Here is a 17901-nt window from a genome sequence, read left to right on the forward strand (position 1 = left end):
ATTAGTTACCATTTCTGAACGACACGGTCTAACTTTCAGAAAGGTCGAACGGTCGGGATCAGTTCCCGGAACCGCCTTTCAGATGCCCGATCAGGGCGTCGTTGACCCGCTCGGGTTCCTCGTCGTGGACCCAGTGGGAGGCCCAGGGGATCCGTTCGAGGCGGCCGTCGGTGCAGTGGCCGACGCTCTCGGTCGCCATCGACGGGAGCAGCGCCGCGTCCTCGTCACCCCAGACGACGAGCGTCGGCGCCGCGACGGTTTCGCGAGGCGGGTCGTCGCGGCGGCGAACGAGCGCGCGGTACCAGTTGACGGCGCCGCGGATCGCCCCCTGGCGGCGCCAGGCGTCGCGATAGTGGGCGAGTTCCTCGTCGGTGAACGCGCCGGGGTTGGCGCTGCCCTCCAGCACGTCGAGGACGCCGCGGGCGTCGTCGCGGCCGAGGACGAGCTCGGGGACCACGGGCAGCTGGAAGAAGAACATGTACCAGCTCCGGGCGAGCTGTCGGGGGTTCGTCATCAGGGTCCGGCGCATCACGCTCGGGTGCGGGACGTTGAGTATCCCCAGGTGGTCGACCCGGTCGGGGTGGCGCAGCGCCAGGTCCCACGCGACCGCGGCGCCCCAGTCGTGGCCGACCACGTGGGCGTCGTCGCGGTTCTCGGTCTCGATCAGTTCGGCCACGTCGCCGGAGAGTTCGCGCATTCGGTAGTCGTCCAGATCGCGGGGTTTCTCGCTGAGGTTGTAGCCGCGCTGGTCGGGCGCGACGACGTAGTAGCCGGCGTCGACCAGCGCGGGGACCTGGTGGCGCCAGCCGTACCAGAAGTCGGGGAAGCCGTGCAGCAGGACGACCATCGGGTTCGAGGGGTCGCCGGCCGTGACGACGTGCAGGTCGACGCCGTTGACGGTGCGGCGCGTCGACTCGGCGGCGGACAGATCGAGCAGGCTCGCGTCGGTCGCGGTCATGCCCGGACGTGGGGCCGCCAGCGTCCTGTATATTCTGGTGAGGTGATGGGTTCGGTCCCTGGTGGCCGGCATCCGGGACCGCCGGGCGATTTATTCCCGCCCGTGTCGTGCGCCCGAGTATGGCCTACACCTGCCAGTGCGGGGCGACGCTGCGGTACAAGCAGGACCTCGTCAAGGAGCAGGGGGAGGTGTACCCGACCTGGAAGTGCCGGGCGTGTCTCAGCGAGGTCCCCGGCGTCCACGCCGAGCGCATCAAACACGAACACCCGTCGTGAGCGGTGGAACTGTTGCGTCGAGAGAGGCAGTTACCGACCCATCCCGAAGCGGCGATGGCGGAGCTCGGGGGTGATCTGGATGCGGTCGATCTCCTGGCCGGTGCGGTACCAGACGAACGCGGCCCGCGTGAACAGTTCCCGGCATTCGATGCGGACCTCGCGGGGGATCCCCTCGCTGCGCTCGTGGATGTCGCGGACGGCGGCCTCGGTGAACAGCTCGACGGGCTGGTCCTCGTAGGGCTCGCCGCGGAAGTAGGCGAACGAGCGGGCGATGTACTCGGCGATGTCCTCGGGGCCGAACGGCTCGATCCCCTCGTAGTAGCGCAGCCGCGAGTCCAGGGTCCCGCGCAGGTCGGCGACGCGCTCCTTGCCCTCGGGGGTGCCCATCAGGAACAGGCGGACGCCCATGTCGCCGGCGACCTGCAGCGTCGAGAGGATCTCCGAGGGGAGGACCTCGATCTCGTCGACGACGAGCAGGATGGTCTTGCCGTCGGCGCGCACGTCCTCGACGAGTTCGCGGGCGGCCTCCTTGGCGTCCTCGGTGGCCCAAGGGACGCCGTCGCGGGTCTGCCAGTAGTCCCGGTCTTCGACCTCGTAGCCCGCGGCCTCGGCGGTGGTCTGGATCGTCGCGTACAGTTTGCGTGGCGTGGTCTCGCGGGGGTTGTCGAGGACGGCGACGACGAAGTCGTCGTGTTCGCCCAGGTCGCGGCGGACGATCTCCCGGAAGGCCGTCTTGCCGGTGCCGTAGTGGCTGACGAGGCCGATGTGCTGCTCCTGGAGGAGCCAGCCGGTGATCTGGTTGAGCATCTCGGTGTCGTGGCGGACGTACAGCGGTTCGGGCATGCGGTCGGTGCCCGCCTCCTCGGTAAAGGGCAGGTCCGCGACGGTGTCGGGGTCGCCCCCGAGCGCGCGGCCGAACGCGAGCAGGCGATTCTCGACCTCCGAGAGCTGGTCGAGGAGGACGCCCTGGCTGCGCTCTTCGTCGTCGTCCAGCGCCCGGATCTTCTCGACCAGGTTCCCGACGGTCTCCGTCTCCCCGGAGCGCCCGTCTGCCGTCGGCTGGTCCGTATCGTCTGTCATGCTGTTCGCCCGATTACTGCGTTGTTGGCCGCCCAGCCGGATAGCTTTTCTGACGGGCGACTCCGCGACACCTCACCCCGAGACGGTGAACGTCCCGACCTGCGTGTCGCTCGCTTCGAAGCCGTAGCGGACGGCCTTCGCGCGGACGGTCGTCTCGCCCTCGGGCAGGTCGACGGGTCCGGTGTAGAGTTCCCACTGCGGTTCCGACCCGTCGCTCTCGACGCGCTCGTCTGCGAACGCGTAGGCCATCGACGCGCCCTGGGTGGCGCAGTACAGCGAGAGCGTGGCGGGGCCTTCCAGTTCCAGCCCGGCGGTCCTGGCCGTCCGTTCGTCGTGGTTCGGGCTATTGATAACGAACCGTGGCGCGGCGGTCCCGGGCTGGTCGCCGCCGCGACGGCGCTCCCACACCATCTCGGCCTCGGCCGTGTCGCCGGCGTCGCCCACGCGGTCGCGCCAGTCGTCGAGCGCGTCCCGAAAGCGCTCCAGCGTGTCGGCGTGCTCGGGGTCGTCGGCGAGATCGTCGACCTCCCAGGGGTCGCTGCGCAGGTCGTACAGCTCCTCGGCGGGTCGGTTCGCGTCGAACCACTTCTGGGCGCCCGCGAGTTCGCCCTCGCGCGCCCGTTCCAGAATATCGCGCATCACGGGGTGTCGATTGCGGAACGGGATCCACTGTCGATACGGGGTCCCCGGTCGGTAGTGCCTGACGTACTTGAACCGGTGGTCGCGGACCGCCCGGACCATGTCGTAGGACTCGTCGTAGCGGTCCCTGGAGGCGAAGACGTACTCGCGTTCCTCGGCCCTCGGGCCGAAGAACTGCCGGCCGCCCATATACTGGGGCACGTCCAGTCCGCACGCGTCGAGCATCGTCGGGCCCAGATCCATCATGCTGACGAGGCGGTCGTCGACGCTCCCGGCGTCCAGCTCGCCGGGCCAGCGGACGACCAGTGGCACGTGGATCCCCCCGTCGTAGGGCCAGCGCTTGCTGCGGGGGAGCCCCTCCCCGTGGTCGCTCCAGAGGACGACGACGGTGTCCTCGGCGAGGCCGTCCGCGTCGAGCGCGTCGAGCACGTCGCCCACCCACTCGTCGGACCGCGCGATATTGTCGTACTGTCGGGCGATAGCGAGGCGGGTCGTCTCCGTGTCGGGGAGGTAGGGTGGCACTTCGACGGCCGACGGGTCGGTGTCCGGGTCGGCGACCGCCCCGCCGAACTGGTCGTCGGTCCCCGGGTCCGTCGGGTCCCACTGGCCGCTCTCGTGGGTGACGCCGTTGGTGACCATCGCGAAGAAGGGCTGGTCGGCCTCGCGGGCGTCGTCGCGCCAGTCCGCGCCCGACCCGTGGTGGTCCCACATCGTCGCGGGCGTACCGAACTGGTAGTCGGCCTTCGAGTCGAGCGTACAGTAGTAGCCAGCCCGCCGGAACAGTTCGGGGACCGCGGTGACGTAGTGGGGCGGGACGGCCTCGTAGGGGGTCGGGAGTTCGGGCGCGTCGTCGCTGGTGTGGGTCGTCCGCATGTGATGGGTGCCGATGGCGTTCTGGTGGCAGCCGGTCATCACCGCCGAACGGCTGGGGGCACAGACCGGCGCGGTCGAGAAGGCGTTCGGGTAGCGCCGGCCGTCGGCCGCCAGCCCGTCGATCTCGGGGGTCCGGGCGAGGTCGTCGCCGTAGCACCCCAGGCGCGGCGTCGTGTCTTCCATCGCGATCCAGAGGACGTTCGGCCGGTCGACCCCGGGCATACCCGACGGGCGTCCGCCGCCGCCCTAAGTGTTGTTGCGGGGTCGTTCGGCGGGGTCGGGACTCCCCGGCGCGAACGGCGGCGCTCGGTACGGAGCGTACGGGTAGCGCCGGCTCGGGTGGGTGACTATCTGAAAAGTCGAGGTCGCCGTCCGTCGCCGTGACCGACGGTCGCGTCTCGGTGTTACTGCCGGACGACGTTCGCCGCGCGAGGCCCCTTGGGCGAGGACTCGATGTCGAACTCGACCTCGGTCCCCTCGGTGAGGTCTTCGCCGCCTACGTCCTCCATGTGGAAGAACACGTCTTCGTCGTCGTCGAGGTCGCCGTCGTCAGTCGAAATGAAACCGTAGCCGCCAGTGTCGTTGAAGAAGTCAACTTTACCGTTTGCCATTACGAACAAATAGAAGGTTGGGGGAGGGATAACCCTTCCGAGGGTCGAGGTACCACGACCCCTCGCACGCCATCCGCACCGCAGTCGGACGACCCCGGCCGCCCGCCACCGGGTTTATCGTTTCGCGAGACCTACAGGAACCTATGAGCGAATCCACCGAGATACAGGATCCGAGCGTCCCGCGGAAGGCGCTCCGGACGGTCACGCCGGGGTCGAAGACCCGACCCGATATGGAGATGGACTCGATCGGCTGGGCGGTCTTCCTCGGGCTGGTGGTCCTGCTGGTCCCGTTGCTCCCGTTCATCGCGATCGTCTGGGGGCTCTCGAAGGTGCTGGAGTTCCTCGCGCGCCAGCGCGGGGCGTAACTCGTTCGAGCGCACGGTCAGGAACCGTCGAGCGCACGCCCGAGCGAGCTACTCCTCGGCGTCGCGGATCGCCGAGCGGACGCGTTCCCCGGAGAGAGGCATGTCGACGTGGGCGATACCGAGGGGAGCGAGGGCGTCGCAGACGGCGTTGACGACGGCGGGCGGGGCGGCGATGGTGCCGGCCTCGCCGATGCCCTTGACGCCCAGATCGTTCGTGGGACTGGGCGTGACGGTCGATTCGGTCTGGATCTCGGGGACGTGGAACGACCGCGGGACGGCGTAGTCGAGCATCGAGTCCGTCCGGAGGGTGCCGTCGTCGGCGTAGACCGCGCCTTCGTAGCGGGCCTGGCCGACCCCCTGGGCGACGCCGCCCTCGACCTGCCCCTCGACGATGACGGGGTTGACCCGCTCGCCGCAGTCGTCGAGCGCGACGTAGCGCTTGATGTCGACGGCGCCGGTCTCGGGGTCGACGGCGACCGCGACGACGTGGGTCCCGAACGTGTAGGCGGTCGCCTCCTGCTCGAAGAACGTGGTGGCTTCGAGCCCGGGGTCCACGTCCTCGGGGACGCCCCAGCCGTAGGCCGCCTCGGCCGCGTCGGCGAAGGTGCAGGTGTCGTCGGTGTGGTCGGGCGCCGAGAACTCGCCGCCGTCGTACTCGACCGCGTCCTGGGGCGCGTCGAGCAGGTTCGCGGCCAGTTCGCGCGCCTTCTCGCGGACGGCGCGGGCGCTCTCGGCGACGGCGTTGCCGCCGGTGATGGTGGAGCGACTGCCGAAGGTGCCGGTGCCCTGGGGGATGGCGTCGGAGTCGCCCTCGCGGACCTCGATGGCGTCGTAGTCGACGCCGAGTTCGTCCGCGACGATCTGGGCGTAGGTGGTTCCGTGGCCCTGGCCGTGGGAGTGGGTGCCCGCCGAGACGGTGACGGTGCCGTCCGGGTGGGCGCGCACGACGCCGCTCTCCATGCCGCCGCCGGTGGACTCGACGTAGCAGGCGAGGCCGACCCCGAGGTAGCGGCCGTCGTCGTCGCGGTCGGGGCGACTCCGGAGGTCCGCCCAGTCGGCGGCGTCCAGCGCCTCGTCGAGGCCGCGTCCGTAGTCGCCGCTGTCGTAGGTGGCGCCGACGGCGGTTTCGTGGGGAAACTCCGTGATCTGGTTCGCCCGGCGCAGCTCGGCGGGGTCGAAGCCGAGTTCGCGCGCCGCGGCGCCGACGAGTCGCTCGGCGACGTAGTTGGCCTCCGGGCGGCCCGCGCCGCGGTATGAGTGGATGGGGGCGGTGTTCGTGAAGACGGCGCGGGTCTCGCAGTGGACGGCGGGGATGTCGTACTGGCTCGACAGGAGCGAACCGTACCAGCCGGGCATCCCGAGGCTGCCGCCGAGGCCGTAGGCGCCGACGTTGGCGTCGGTCTCGACGCGCAGCCCCCGGACGGTCCCGTCGTCGTCGACGCCGATCTCGGCGGTCGTGCGGTGGTCGCGGCCGTGGGCGCCCGCGAGGTAGTTCTCGCTTCGGGTCGCGGTCCACTTCACGGGGGTACCGAGGTCCATCGCGGCGAACGCCGCCGCGGCCTCGCCGGGGTGGTGGTGACCCTTGTGGCCGAAGCCGCCGCCGACAGAGGGGGCGACGACGCGGATGTCGCGCTCGGGCAGGCCGAGGGTGGTCGAGAGCTTCCCGCGGTGGCCGTGGGGCGACTGGCTGGTCAGCTCGACGGTCAGGCGCTCGTCGCCGGCGTCCCAGCGGGCGACGGCGGCCCGCGGTTCCAGCGCGTTCGGGATGAGGCGGTTGTTCGTCAGGTCGAGCTCGACGGTGTGGTCGGCGTCGGCGACGGCCTCGTCGGTCGCTTCCCGGTCACCGAGTTCGGCGGTCGCGGCGACGTTGTCCGGCGCGTCGTCGTACAGCGTCGGCGCGTCGGTCCCCTGGGCCTCGCGCTGGTCGACGACCGCGGGGCGCGAGTCGTAGGTGACTTCGACCGCGTCGGCGGCGTCGCGGGCGCGGTAGCGGTCGTCGGCGACGACCGCGGCGACGGGCTGGCCCTGGTAGCGGACCCGGTCGCGGGCGAGCATCGGGTGGCCCGGCGGGTCGCAGTCCAGCCCGTGCGTCGAGATGGGGAGCACGCCCGGGACCTCGGAGGCGGCCACGTCGTCCCAGGTGTACACCGCGAGGACGCCCTCGGTCGATTCGGCGGCGGCGGTGTCGATGCGCTCGATGTCGCCGTGGGCGACCTCGCTCCGGACGAAGGTGTGGTAGGCGAGGTCGGGATGGTCGATGTCGTCGGTGTAGGTGGCGTCGCCGGTCAAAAGCGCCGCGTCCTCCCGGCGGTCGACGCCCTCGCCGACCAGCCGGTCCGGGTCCGCGGAGTCGGCGCCCCCGGCCTCCGGGCCCTCGGGGTCGTCGGGCGGGTCCGCCTGCGCGTCGTCGGTCATGGCGCATACGTGCGGCGACAGCGGTTAAACTGTTGTCCCGGTGCGGTGAACGACCCCGTCACGTTTAGCGGCTGGGGACCGACCTTCGGTCGTGACTCGACGCTGGGAGCGGACGGGATGAGTGCTCGATCGCGGGCCGCGACGAACCGGGTCGTCGACTGGGTGGCGGGCAGCGAGCGTCGCCGGGGAGCGGTGGTCGTCGCCGTCCCCGCCCTGTTCTGGCTGGTGCTCGAACTGGCGGCGAACCTCGGGTTGCTCCCGCTCGTCGCCGCCGCGGCGCTGAGCGCGGTCCTCTACACGCGGGACACGACGCGGGCGACGCTCGCGGTCGGCGCCGCCGGCACCGGCTCGCTGGGTATCGGCTTCGCGCTGGCACAGATCTACTGGAGCGTCGCCCGCGGGAGCACGGCGCCGCTGACCGACACCGTCGCGGGGCTGTGGGGTTGGTTTCTGGTCGGCGCCGTCCTGATCGCGCTGGGGGGCTGGATCCGCGCCGCGGGTCGCTGACGCTCAGGCGGGCAGTGAGACCGAGCTGACGGATTGAGAGCGCTCGGCGTCCCAGAACTGGAGGCGCTCGACGGTCCAATCGACGGGGTCGAAGGGGGTGTCCCGGAGGGCGGCCGCCCGTTCGACGGAGCCGCCGCGGGCGACGGTGACGTGGGGGGTGTAGTCGTCGCCCTCCACGTCGTCGACGGGGTCGAAGCGGTCGCACAGGCGCTCGTGGAGCGCTTCGAGGCCGGGGCTGTCGACGGCGAGGTAGACGACGGGCCCCTCGCCGCGGGGCACGTCGGTGAACACGTCGACGCCGGTGACGCGGACTTCGAAGGGGGGCTCCCCGCGGAGCGCTTCGCGGGCGCGGGCTTCGAGCTCGTGGTAGGCGGCGGCGTCGCCGCGGCCGAGGCGCTTGGCGACGAGGGTGTGCTCGCCGCGCTGGCGGAGGTCGGCGGTGCCGAGGCGGGTGCCCAGGTCGCGGGCGAGCGAGGCGACCGTCCCGGGGACGGGGACGTTCAGGCTGTACACGTCCGCGGAGAGGGGCCAGCGGCCGAAAAGACCGTCGTTCGTCGCCGGTCAGATCCGGTCGAGCAGCCAGAGGACGATCAGGACGACGATGACCAGCCCGAACACCGATTTCAGCGGTCCGAGGACGAACGACAGCGCGGCGTCGAGTATCTCGATCGCGATCCAGACGACGACGAGGACGAGCACGATCTTCAGCAGGGTCTCGACCTCGAGATCCGCCCGGGAGTCCATGATAGACCGGTCGCGGGCCACTCGCAAAGGCCTTGCGGCCGCAGTGCCGCGTCGACGCCCGCCGACAGCGGGAAATATCGAGCGTGGGCTACTGCGCAAAGTCTTTCGCCGTTCGGGCTAACCCCTGTGACGATGAGAGGCACGTCGCGCCGAGTCGCCGTGTCGGTCGCGGTCGTACTGGTCTGTCTGTCGGCGGTCGGGCCGGCGCTGGGCGCTGCGGTGCAGGCGTCGGGGGAACGGTCGTCGCTGAACGGACAGACAGCGGCCGCGCAAGCACAGCCGCTGGGCTTCCAGTCGGCGGTCGACCCCGACGTGGTAGAACTGCGGGCGGCCGTCCGCGAGGACGGCACCGCGGCGTGGACCGTCGACTTCCGGGTGCGCCTCGACGACGACAACGCGACGGCCGCCTTCGAGTCGGTTCAGGCGGACGTGGAGGCCAACGAGACCGCCTTCACCGAGCAGTTCGCGACCGGGATGGAGCGGACAGTCGCGAGCGCCGAGAACCGCACCGGCCGCGAGATGGCGCTGGAGAACGTCACCGTCGACGCGAGCAAAGAGCGGCTTCCCCAGGAGTACGGCGTCCTCACCTACCGGTTCACGTGGACGAACTTCGCCGCGACCGACGGCGACCGACTGCGGGTCGGCGACTCGCTGTCGGGCTTTTTCCTCGACAGCGAGTCCTCGCTCGTGCTCGCGTGGCCGGCCGGCTACGAGCGCCAGTCGGCGAGTCCCGAACCCGACGAGAGCGGTGACTCGTCGGTCACTTGGCACGGCCAGGCGAGCTTCGGGCCCGACGAGCCTCGCGTCGTCGCCGTGTCCGGCGGCGGCGGCCCTTCGGCGGCGCTGATCGCTGGAATCGCCGTTTTCGTCCTCGCAGCGGCCGCCGCCGGCTGGCTCTACCGCTCGCGCGACGAGGGCGGAGACGGCGCCACCGAGGACGGGGCCGACACCGCCGACGCGGCCGCTACCGCCGGTGGGGCGGCGGGCGCGACCGCGGCCGACGCCGATGTCGACGGGGAACCCGACGCCGGCGGCGCCGACGGGCCGCCCGAGGAACTCCTGAGCAACGAGGAGCGCGTGATCCGGTTGCTCGAATCCAACGGCGGCCGGATCAAACAGCAGCAGATCGCCGGCGAGTTCGACTGGACCGACGCCAAGACCAGCCAGGTCGTCGGCAACCTCCGCGACGACGACGCCGTCGAAACGTTCCGCATCGGCCGCGAGAACGTCGTCGCCCTCCCCGAGGAGAGCGACTTATAAACGTTCCCACCGTTCACCGGGCAGGTTACAGATATCATCCTCGAAATCGCCACATGAAGGGCGGATCGATTCCGGGGACAAATCCGGCTTAATCGCGCTTAACTCGGCGCACGAATCGGTATTATATATCGCCCTCCAGCCAGTATCGTTGCTTGTAATGAGACGGGCATTCCCCGTGGTACTGACGGTCGTGATGGTCGTCGGAACGCTCGCGTGGGTTCCGGCGCCGGGGTTGGCTGCCGATACCGCACAGGACCAGTCGAACGAATCGGTCGCACCGGGCGAACTACTCGCGGGCGTGGTCGGCGTCCAGCAGGCGGAACTGGACGGCGAGATCGAGACCCGGTCGTTCGCGTTGCAACTCGCCAACGCGACGAGCAACGAGTCGAGAGCGGCGATACTCGCGGCCCAGTACGAGCAGTTACGCAACGGGAGCGCGGCGCTCGCCGAGCGCCGGGCCGAACTGAACGAATCCCACCGGAACGGGACGCTGAGCGACGGCGAGTACCGGGCGCGCGTGGCTAAACTGCACGCTCAGAGCGAGACCGTCCGGTCGCTGGCCAACCGTACGGCCAACGAGTCCGCGGGCCTCCCGGCCGAACTGCTCGAATCCAGGGGCATCAACGCGACCGCGATCCGGACGTTACAGTCGGACGCCGCGAACCTGACCGGACCGGAGACCGCCGCGGTCGCGCGGAGTATCGCCGGCCCGAACGTCGGTGACACCGCAGCGGCTGGCGACAGGCCCGCGGTCGCCGAGAACCGCAGCGAACGCGGCTTCGGCGCGGCCGAGAACGCGACCGACGGGGAACGGGGCCCCGCCGAGAACCGAACGCGCGGCGACGAGCGCGGGAACGGATCGGCCGGGCCCGACGACCGGGGGACGCCCGGCAACGACACCGCCGGACCGACTGACGGCGGGAACCGGACCGGTGCCTCCGACGACGCCGGTCCCGCGGACGGCGGGAACAACACGGACGGCAGCGAGGGTAACGAGACGGGGACGCCCGACGGCGACGACCGCGGAACCCCGACCGACGGCGGCGAGAGCGCCGGCGGAAGCGGCTCCGGTGGTGGAGGCGATTCCGGCGGCGCGGGTAACGGATCCGGGAACTCCGGCGGCTCGGGCGGCTCCGACGGCCGCCCCGCCGCACTGGCCGCTCCGCTTCGGTGACCCATGACGGACAGAACCAGCGTGCGCCGGGCGAGAACCGGATTCCTCCTCGTCGCGCTCGCGGTGTCGCTTGCGGTGCTCGCGACGCCGGTCGCGGCGGTCAGCGCCGCGGGGACACCGGAACAGGTCGCCGAGAACAGGTCGGTACCGTCCTTCGCGGTCGACCTCAGGACCGACGGGTCGGCCGCGGTGACGGTCGTCTACGCGTTCGACCTGACGGCCGACGGTGAGGCGGCGGCGTTCGAGCAGTTGCGGTCCGACGGGGCGGCGCTCGCCGAGTACGAGAACCGGACGACCGAGCGGCTGCGCCGCGTCGCCAACGCGACCGAGGCCGCGACCGGCCGGTCGATGCGGGTCTCGGCGGCCGAATCGACGACCGCTCGCGACGGGTCGACCGGTGTCGTCGCGATCTCGGCAGTCTGGCAGGGGCTCGCGGCCGTCGACGGTGACCGGCTCGTGGTCAGCGAACCGTTCGCGAGCGGGTTCGAACCCGACAGGCCGTTCGTCGTGACCCCGCCCGAGGGGTACGCGCTCGCCGACAGCGCGGTCGATCCGGCGAACGCGACCGACGGGCGCGTCATCTGGTCGCCGGGGACGGACCTGTCCGGATTCGAGGCGGCGTTCGCACCGTCCGACCGAACCGCGACCGCCGACGGGTCCGAGGCGGACGCGACCACGGATCGGCCCAGCGCGGGCACGTCTCCGGACGGATCCGATACGGACACGCTCGCGGAGGGGTCGACTACCAGTGAGGGCGCGGGATCGACGGCCGCGGACGGGCCCGGGTTCGGGATCTCCCTCACCGTCGCGGCGCTCCTCGTTGCGGTTCTGGTGCGGCGGGGCGACTGAACCGGATCGCCGTCCCGTGCCGGCTCTCTAAATCGACTTAATTCGGATAAAACGCGGTTGATAGCCGTGGGTTTATATGTGTTGACGGGACCTACCAGGGAGTAAGATGGTCGAATCGTCACCTGTCGTCGCGGCGCTGCTGGTCGTGCTGGGGGCCGTCGGGGCGGTCCCCGCCGCCGCGCTGACGGGGGCCGGTGTCGGAGCCCAACAGACCGCGCCGAACGAGACGGTCGCCGAGGAGTCGCTCGCGCCGGGCGAGCGGTTCGCCGGCGTCGTCGGGATCGAGGCGGCCGAGTTCGAGAGCGAAGTCGCGGCGAGGTCGTTCGGCCAGCGGGTGGCCGCGGCGCGGTCGAACCGGTCGGTAGCGGGGGTCGTCGCTACGGAGGTCGACGACCTGGACGGTCGGCTGACCGCGCTCGAAGCGCGGATCGGCCGACTCGAACGGGGTCACGAGAACGGCAACATCAGCGAGGGCCGGTATCGCGCCCGTCTGGCGCGGTTGCACGCGGAACAGCGGTCGATCCAGCGTCGCCTCAACCAGACGGCGGGCGTTGCTCGCACCCTCCCGTCGACCGCTCTCGAATCGAAGGGGACGAACGTGACCGCGATCGACCGACTCCGAGCGAAGGCGGGAGAGCTGACCGGTCCCGAGGTCGCCGCCGTCGCCCGGAGGATCGCCGGCAAGAACGCCGGCGAAGGCATGGGCGGACCGCCGCCGTTCGCTGGGAACGGCACCGGACCGCCGGACGGTGCTGGACCGCTCGCCGGCGCTGGACCGCCCGACGACCGCGGGCGACCGAACGACACCGGACCGCCCGACGACCACAGTTCGGACGGGAGTGACGGTGGTGGCGCGAATCCAAACGGTGACGGCGGCGCGAACCCCGGAAACTCCGGCGGTGACGAGGGTGTCGGGAACGATAGAGATCCGTCCCCGACTGAGACCGCGGATTCGACCGAAGAGTCGGACACGCCGGATCTCACTGACAGCCCCGACCGGACCGACGCGCCGGATACGCCCGACCAGCCGGACACGCCGGACCCGGCCGATACCTCCGATCCCACCGACGCTCCCGATCCTACGGATGCCCCGGACTCGACCGACGCACCGGATTCCACGGACGCACCCGATACGCCGGATCCGACCGACGCGCCGGATACGCCAGATCCGACCGACGCGCCGGACACCGCGGACCCGACCGACGCACCCGACACGCCTGACCCGACGGACACTCCCGATTCAACTGACGCTCCCGACCCCACCGATGCGCCTGACGGGACGCCGACGCCGACGGCCACGCTGACGCCGACACCGACGACCACGCTGACGCCGACGGTCACTCCGACGCCGACCGCGTCACCCACGCCGACCGCCACGCTGACGCCGACTGCGACTCCGACACCGACCGCGACTTCGACGCCGACGGCCACTCCGACGCCGACTGCGACTCCGACGCCGACCGCGACGCAGAGTCAGAACGACACGCCGGATCCGACGGACGCGCCGGACACCGCGGACCCGACCGACGCACCCGACACGCCTGACCCGACGGATGCGCCGGATACGCCGGACCCGACGGACGCGCCGGACAGTCTGGACGGTCCCGAACCGACCGGAGCCTCCGGCGGGAGCGACGGGGGCGTGCCCGCCGGCGTCTCGATGGTGGCGTCGGTCGAGGCGCCGGTGTACGACCGGACCGTCGCGGTGTCCGACGAGGACGAGGCCGACGCGTAGGGGAGACGGGCCGCTGGCGCGTGCGACGGACCCACAGGGCTCGCAGCGCCGGTTCGGAAAGTTTTAGTAGCGACTTGTCGGTAGTAGCAGGTACATGGCATCGACCCGCGCACCCGGCGTGCAGGCCGCGGCGAGTCGCGGGTCCGCCGACCGACTTTTCGCGCGTCGGCGCGCGGCGCCGACCGGCGTCGACGCCCGACGACCGCGGCGACGACGACCGGGCCGTTAGGCCCGAAACTACCTCTCCCATCGTCGCCACGTCTCGACTTCGACTCCCGCCACCGTCGGGTTCCGGGCGGACACCTCACCCGACAGTCACCACACAACACATGACATCCGACCCATCCGGCACCGTCGCGCTCGCCTTCTCCGGCGGGCTCGACACGACAGTCTGCGTCCCGCTCATCAAGGAAGAGTACGGCTACGACGACGTCATCGGCGTCACCGTCGACGTCGGTCAGCCCGCAAAGGAGTTCGACGAGGCCGAGGAGACCGCCGAGGAACTCGGCCTCGAACACTTCGTCGTCGACGCCAAGCAGGAGTTCGCCGACCTCTGCCTGCAGTCCGTCAAGGCCAACGGCTCCTACCAGGGCTACCCCCTCGGGACCGCGCTGGCCCGTCCGGTCATCGCCAACGCCATCCTCGAAGTCGCCGAGGAGCAGGGCTGTAGCGCCCTCGCTCACGGCTGTACCGGGAAGGGCAACGACCAGCTGCGCTTCGAGGCCGTCTGGCGCGCCTCGGATCTGGACGTGCTCGCGCCGGTGCGCGAACTCGGGCTCACCCGCGAGTGGGAGAGCGAGTACGCCGCCGAGAAGGGCCTGCCCGTCGAGGGCGGCGACGGCGGCCGCTGGAGCATCGACACCAACCTCTGGAGCCGCTCGGTCGAGGGTTCGGAACTCGAAGACCCCGCTCACGTCCCCGGCGAGGAGATCTACGACTGGACGCAGGCGCCCGGGTCGGCCGAACCCGAGACCGTCGAGGTCGAGTTCGAGCAGGGCGAGGTCGTCGCCGTCGACGGCCAAGAGCAGAGCGCCGTCGAACTCATCGATGACCTCAACGAGCGCGCCGGCGCCCACGGCGTCGGCCGCTCGGACATCATGGAGGACCGCATGCTCGGGCTCAAGGTCCGCGAGAACTACGAGCACCCCGCTGCGACGGTGCTCCTGACCGCCCACGAGGCGCTCGAATCGCTCGTCCTCACCCAGGAGGAGCGCTCGTTCAAGCAGCAGGTCGACCAGCGCTGGGCCCAGAAGGGCTACGAGGGGCTGGTCGAGGCGCCGCTGACGAAGGCCCTGGAGAGCTTCATCGAACAGACTCAGACGAAGGTCACGGGGACCGTCACCGTCAAGCTCGACGGCGGCCAGGCCCGCGCGGTCGGTCGCGACAGCGAGTACGCCGTCTACAGCGAGTCGGCGGCCTCGTTCAACGAGGAGGCGGTGACGGACGACATCACGCAGGACGACGCGACGGGCGTCGCGAAGTACCACGGCTTCCAGTCGCGCCTGGCCAACCGCGTCGCCCAGAACGTCGCGGCGAAACAGGCCGAGGCCGCCACCGACGGCGGCGAAACCGAAGACGAGAACTGAGATGACCGACGGCGAGGACACACCCGGCGCGGACGAGACGGCCGACGCGAGCGGCGCAGGCGGGTCGGCGGACGGCGCGACGACCGGCGGGACCGCGATCCGCCGGGACCGCTTTTCCGGCGGCCCCGCGCGCGGGTTCATGTCCTCGCTGGCCGCCGACGAGCGCATCTTCGCCGCGGACCTCCAGGTCGACCGCGCCCACACGGTGATGCTGGCCGAGCAGGGCATCGTCGACGACGAGGACGCCGCGGCCATTCTGGACGCTCTCGACGACGTGGAAGCGGCAGGCCACGGCGAACTGCCCGACGCCGAGGACGTCCACGAGGCGATCGAGACGGCGGTTATCCAGCGCGTCGGCCCCGAGGGCGGGCGCATGCACACCGCCCGGTCGCGCAACGACGAGGTGGCGACCTGCATCCGCTACCGCCTGCGCGCGGACATCTTCGAGGCGCTGGAGACGGTCGTGGGCGCGCGCGAACAGTTGCTCGACGCCGCCGAATCGCACACCGAGACGGTGATGCCAGGGTTCACGCACCTGCAGTACGCCCAGCCCGTGACCGTGGCTCACTGGATCCTGTCCTACGAGGGGCCGCTGGCGCGCGACACCGAGCGGCTGCTCGCGGCGCTGGACACCACGAACCAGTCGCCGCTCGGCGCGGCCGCCTTCGCCGGGACGCCGTTCGACGTGGACCGCGAGCGCACGGCCGAACTACTGGGCTTCGACGGGACTGTGGCGAACTCGATGGACGCCACGTCTTCGCGGGACTTCCTCGTGGAGACGACGAGCGCCTTGACGACGCTAGCGACGATGCTGTCCGGCATGGCCGAGGACCTCGTCGTCTACAGCGGTCGGGACTACCTGGAGATCAGCGACGACTACGCCTCCACGTCGTCGATCATGCCTCAGAAGAAGAACCCCGACACGCTGGAGATCGTGCGCGCCACGGCCGGCGAGGCCCAGGGCGCGCTCCAGCGGCTCCTGACGACGCTGAAGGGGCTGCCCCGCTCGTACAACATCGACCTGCAGGAGGCGACGCCGCCGGCGTGGACCGCGGTGGACTCGGTGCCGCCCGCGCTGGAGGTGGCGACCGGGGCGCTGACGACCGCCGAGTGGCACGAGGACGTGCTGGCGGCCGAAGCCGCCGCCGGGTTCTCGACGGCGACCGGCGTCGCCGACCGGCTGGCGATGGCGGGCGTCCCGTTCCGGACGGCCCACGAGGTCGTCGCGACCGTCGCCGAGGATCTGGACCCCGGGCAGGACGCGCCCGAGATCGCCGAACTGGAGGCCGCCGCCGAGGGGATCCTGGGCGAGCCGCTGACGGCCTACGTCGACGCCGAGACGCTGGAAGCGACGCTCGACCCCGTCGAGAGCGTGGCGATGCGCGACTCGGCCGGCGGGCCGGCGCCTGAGGCGGTCGCCACCCAGATCGAGGAGGCCCGTGAGCGCCTGGCCGCCGACGAGGACGCGGTCGCCGAGCGCACCGACGCGGTCGCGACGGCGCTCGACGACCTCGAATCGGAGGTGGCCGACTATGTCTGAGCGCCGAGACGCCCGCGGCCGCCTCCAGACCGACCCACGCCACCGACCGCAGCCGCTCCCACGACCCCGCGAGGGGAAATAACATAAAACTGATACAGTGAACGGACTGTCCACGAAATCGGGCCCGCGACGCGCTTAGCGTCGAGTATGCGTAACTATTTTTGTCTGATAGGTTCGAAGCGTTTAAGTAGATAGCAGGGTGAGTAGGGGGTACGATGGCAGAATGCGTCGAGTGCGGAGCGGAAGTAACTCTGCACGACGGCATCGAGATAGGAGAGATCGTCGACTGTGGCACCTGCGGTGCGGAGCTCGAAGTCGTCGACACCGAACCTCCAGTCCTCGAGACGGCACCCGAGCTCGAAGAGGACTGGGGTGAGTGAGAGTGAAGGTCGGCATCCTCTACTCCCGGATCCGCCGGGACGAGAAGCTCCTGCTGAACGAGCTGCGTGAGCGCGACCACGAGGTCGTCAAGGTCGACGTGCGCAAGCAGCGCTTCGGGCTCTCGGAGCCCCCGGAGGACATGCGCGGCGTCGACGTGCTCGTCGACCGCTGTCTGGCGACGAGCCGCTCGCTGTACGCGACGGAGTTCGCCGACGCCTACGGCATCCCGGTCGTCAACAGCGCCGAGACCGCCGAGGTCTGCGCGAACAAGGTGAAAAACAGCCTCGCGCTGGAGAAGGCGGGCGTCCCGACACCGGCGACCGACGTAGCGTTCACGAAAGACGCCGCCCTCGAAAGTATCGAGGACTTCGGCTATCCGTGCGTCCTCAAGCCCGTGGTCGGGTCGTGGGGCCGCCTGATGGCGAAGATCGACTCGCGCTCCGCGGCGGAGGCGATCCTCGAACACAAGGAGACCCTGGGCCACTACGAGCACAAGGTCTTCTACATCCAGGAGTTCGTCGACAAGCCGGGCCGGGACATCCGCATCGTCGCGGTCGACGGCGAGCCGGTCGCCGGCATGGTCCGCTCGTCGGACCACTGGCTGACCAACGCCGCCAAGGGTGCCGAGACCTCGGAGATCGAGATCACGCCGGAGATGGAGGAACTCGTCGAGAAGGCCAGCGACGCCGTCGGCGGCGGCCTGCTGGGGATCGACCTCATGGAGACCGGCGTCGACGAGGACGGTGAGCCCTCGGGGTACACCGTCCACGAGGTCAACCACACCGTCGAGTTCAAGGCGCTCGACGAGGTCACCGACGTGGACGTGCCCGCGACGGTCGTCGACTGGCTGGAGACCACCGCCGAGGCCGGCGAGAGCGAGACCGCAGAGGCGGCGACATGACGGGAGGA

18 protein-coding genes are annotated in these 17901 nt (G+C 70.7%); 11 read left to right on the forward strand and 7 right to left on the reverse strand.

The features are described from left to right. Positions 1-58: 58 nt before the first annotated feature. Entirely contained in the window at positions 59-958 is a 900-nt protein-coding gene (locus HZS54_RS04240) for an alpha/beta fold hydrolase (RefSeq protein ID WP_179920714.1), read from the reverse strand. Between the two features lie 119 nt (positions 959-1077). Here HZS54_RS04240 and HZS54_RS04245 point away from each other — a divergent pair, with 119 nt between their 5' ends. Next, a complete protein-coding gene (locus HZS54_RS04245) occupies positions 1078-1233 on the forward strand; it encodes a hypothetical protein (protein ID WP_179920715.1) in 156 nt (51 codons plus the stop codon). A 30-nt stretch (positions 1234-1263) separates the two neighbouring features. Here HZS54_RS04245 and HZS54_RS04250 read toward each other — a convergent pair whose 3' ends face one another. The 3 genes from HZS54_RS04250 to HZS54_RS04260 form a co-directional block, all read right to left on the reverse strand. Then, the gene (locus tag HZS54_RS04250; RefSeq protein WP_246391765.1) at positions 1264-2313 is read right to left on the reverse strand and encodes an ATP-binding protein; all 1050 of its coding nucleotides are present in this window, start codon (positions 2311-2313) and stop codon (positions 1264-1266) included. A 72-nt stretch (positions 2314-2385) separates the two neighbouring features. Further along, complete coding sequence (locus HZS54_RS04255) at positions 2386-4047, reverse strand: sulfatase family protein (RefSeq protein WP_179920716.1); 1662 nt, start codon at positions 4045-4047, stop codon at positions 2386-2388. A gap of 182 nt (positions 4048-4229) precedes the next feature. Next, the gene (locus HZS54_RS04260) at positions 4230-4436 is read right to left on the reverse strand and encodes a cold-shock protein (RefSeq protein ID WP_008418277.1); all 207 of its coding nucleotides are present in this window, start codon (positions 4434-4436) and stop codon (positions 4230-4232) included. Positions 4437-4579: 143 nt separating this feature from the next. On the opposite strand from HZS54_RS04260, the gene HZS54_RS04265 reads away from it, so the two are divergent. Continuing rightward, on the forward strand, positions 4580-4801 hold the full coding sequence (locus HZS54_RS04265; RefSeq protein WP_179920717.1) for a DUF7535 family protein: 222 nt from the start codon (positions 4580-4582) through the stop codon (positions 4799-4801). A 48-nt stretch (positions 4802-4849) separates the two neighbouring features. On the opposite strand, the gene HZS54_RS04270 is transcribed toward HZS54_RS04265, so the two are convergent. Further along, the gene (locus HZS54_RS04270) at positions 4850-7216 is read right to left on the reverse strand and encodes a xanthine dehydrogenase family protein molybdopterin-binding subunit (RefSeq protein ID WP_179920718.1); all 2367 of its coding nucleotides are present in this window, start codon (positions 7214-7216) and stop codon (positions 4850-4852) included. Between the two features lie 117 nt (positions 7217-7333). On the opposite strand from HZS54_RS04270, the gene HZS54_RS04275 reads away from it, so the two are divergent. Continuing rightward, positions 7334-7723: a hypothetical protein gene (locus tag HZS54_RS04275; protein WP_179920719.1), complete on the forward strand. Its 390-nt coding sequence runs from the start codon at positions 7334-7336 to the stop codon at positions 7721-7723. Positions 7724-7726: 3 nt separating this feature from the next. On the opposite strand, the gene HZS54_RS04280 is transcribed toward HZS54_RS04275, so the two are convergent. Together HZS54_RS04280 and HZS54_RS04285 are read right to left on the reverse strand one after the other, a co-directional pair. Beyond that, entirely contained in the window at positions 7727-8236 is a 510-nt protein-coding gene (locus HZS54_RS04280; RefSeq protein ID WP_179920720.1) for a 2'-5' RNA ligase family protein, read from the reverse strand. A gap of 48 nt (positions 8237-8284) precedes the next feature. Then, positions 8285-8467, reverse strand: coding sequence for a DUF7554 family protein (locus tag HZS54_RS04285; protein ID WP_179920721.1), 183 nt, complete (start codon positions 8465-8467; stop codon positions 8285-8287). Between the two features lie 132 nt (positions 8468-8599). Between HZS54_RS04285 and HZS54_RS04290 the strand changes: the two genes are divergently transcribed. From HZS54_RS04290 to lysX, 8 genes are all read left to right on the forward strand, one after another. Further along, positions 8600-9727 (forward strand): helix-turn-helix transcriptional regulator, encoded by a 1128-nt coding sequence (locus tag HZS54_RS04290; protein WP_179920722.1) that lies wholly within the window; start codon positions 8600-8602, stop codon positions 9725-9727. Positions 9728-9884: 157 nt separating this feature from the next. Then, positions 9885-10901, forward strand: a complete 1017-nt coding sequence (locus HZS54_RS04295; RefSeq protein ID WP_179920723.1) for a DUF7096 domain-containing protein — start codon at positions 9885-9887, stop codon at positions 10899-10901. Positions 10902-10904: 3 nt separating this feature from the next. After that, the gene (locus tag HZS54_RS04300) at positions 10905-11750 is read left to right on the forward strand and encodes a DUF7345 domain-containing protein (RefSeq protein WP_179920724.1); all 846 of its coding nucleotides are present in this window, start codon (positions 10905-10907) and stop codon (positions 11748-11750) included. 106 nt (positions 11751-11856) lie between these two features. Beyond that, on the forward strand, positions 11857-13485 hold the full coding sequence (locus HZS54_RS04305) for a hypothetical protein (RefSeq protein WP_179920725.1): 1629 nt from the start codon (positions 11857-11859) through the stop codon (positions 13483-13485). 329 nt (positions 13486-13814) lie between these two features. Further along, positions 13815-15071, forward strand: coding sequence for an argininosuccinate synthase (locus tag HZS54_RS04310; protein ID WP_179920726.1), 1257 nt, complete (start codon positions 13815-13817; stop codon positions 15069-15071). A 1-nt stretch (position 15072) separates the two neighbouring features. Further along, complete coding sequence (gene argH, locus HZS54_RS04315; protein WP_179920727.1) at positions 15073-16611, forward strand: argininosuccinate lyase; 1539 nt, start codon at positions 15073-15075, stop codon at positions 16609-16611. 215 nt (positions 16612-16826) lie between these two features. After that, the gene (gene lysW, locus HZS54_RS04320) at positions 16827-16991 is read left to right on the forward strand and encodes a lysine biosynthesis protein LysW (protein ID WP_006882170.1); all 165 of its coding nucleotides are present in this window, start codon (positions 16827-16829) and stop codon (positions 16989-16991) included. Between the two features lie 2 nt (positions 16992-16993). Next, positions 16994-17893 carry a lysine biosynthesis protein LysX gene (gene lysX / locus HZS54_RS04325; protein ID WP_179922933.1) on the forward strand — a complete coding sequence of 300 codons (900 nt, stop codon included), beginning with the start codon at positions 16994-16996 and terminating at the stop codon, positions 17891-17893. Positions 17894-17901 lie beyond the last annotated feature (8 nt).

It is taken from the genome of Halosimplex pelagicum, from assembly GCF_013415905.1.
Lineage (GTDB): Archaea > Halobacteriota > Halobacteria > Halobacteriales > Haloarculaceae > Halosimplex > Halosimplex pelagicum.

Coding starts and splice junctions, on each gene's coding strand:
- HZS54_RS04310 (WP_179920726.1), top strand. CDS start 13,815: ATGACATCCGACCCATCCGGCACCGTCGCGCTCGCCTTCTCCGGCGGG.
- HZS54_RS04300 (WP_179920724.1), top strand. CDS start 10,905: ATGACGGACAGAACCAGCGTGCGCCGGGCGAGAACCGGATTCCTCCTC.
- HZS54_RS04275 (WP_179920719.1), top strand. CDS start 7,334: ATGAGTGCTCGATCGCGGGCCGCGACGAACCGGGTCGTCGACTGGGTG.
- HZS54_RS04285 (WP_179920721.1), bottom strand. CDS start 8,467: ATGGACTCCCGGGCGGATCTCGAGGTCGAGACCCTGCTGAAGATCGTG.
- HZS54_RS04255 (WP_179920716.1), bottom strand. CDS start 4,047: ATGCCCGGGGTCGACCGGCCGAACGTCCTCTGGATCGCGATGGAAGAC.
- HZS54_RS04260 (WP_008418277.1), bottom strand. CDS start 4,436: ATGGCAAACGGTAAAGTTGACTTCTTCAACGACACTGGCGGCTACGGT.
- HZS54_RS04240 (WP_179920714.1), bottom strand. CDS start 958: ATGACCGCGACCGACGCGAGCCTGCTCGATCTGTCCGCCGCCGAGTCG.
- HZS54_RS04290 (WP_179920722.1), top strand. CDS start 8,600: ATGAGAGGCACGTCGCGCCGAGTCGCCGTGTCGGTCGCGGTCGTACTG.
- HZS54_RS04295 (WP_179920723.1), top strand. CDS start 9,885: ATGAGACGGGCATTCCCCGTGGTACTGACGGTCGTGATGGTCGTCGGA.
- HZS54_RS04305 (WP_179920725.1), top strand. CDS start 11,857: ATGGTCGAATCGTCACCTGTCGTCGCGGCGCTGCTGGTCGTGCTGGGG.
- HZS54_RS04265 (WP_179920717.1), top strand. CDS start 4,580: ATGAGCGAATCCACCGAGATACAGGATCCGAGCGTCCCGCGGAAGGCG.
- argH (WP_179920727.1), top strand. CDS start 15,073: ATGACCGACGGCGAGGACACACCCGGCGCGGACGAGACGGCCGACGCG.
- HZS54_RS04245 (WP_179920715.1), top strand. CDS start 1,078: ATGGCCTACACCTGCCAGTGCGGGGCGACGCTGCGGTACAAGCAGGAC.
- HZS54_RS04270 (WP_179920718.1), bottom strand. CDS start 7,216: ATGACCGACGACGCGCAGGCGGACCCGCCCGACGACCCCGAGGGCCCG.
- lysW (WP_006882170.1), top strand. CDS start 16,827: ATGGCAGAATGCGTCGAGTGCGGAGCGGAAGTAACTCTGCACGACGGC.
- HZS54_RS04250 (WP_246391765.1), bottom strand. CDS start 2,313: ATGACAGACGATACGGACCAGCCGACGGCAGACGGGCGCTCCGGGGAG.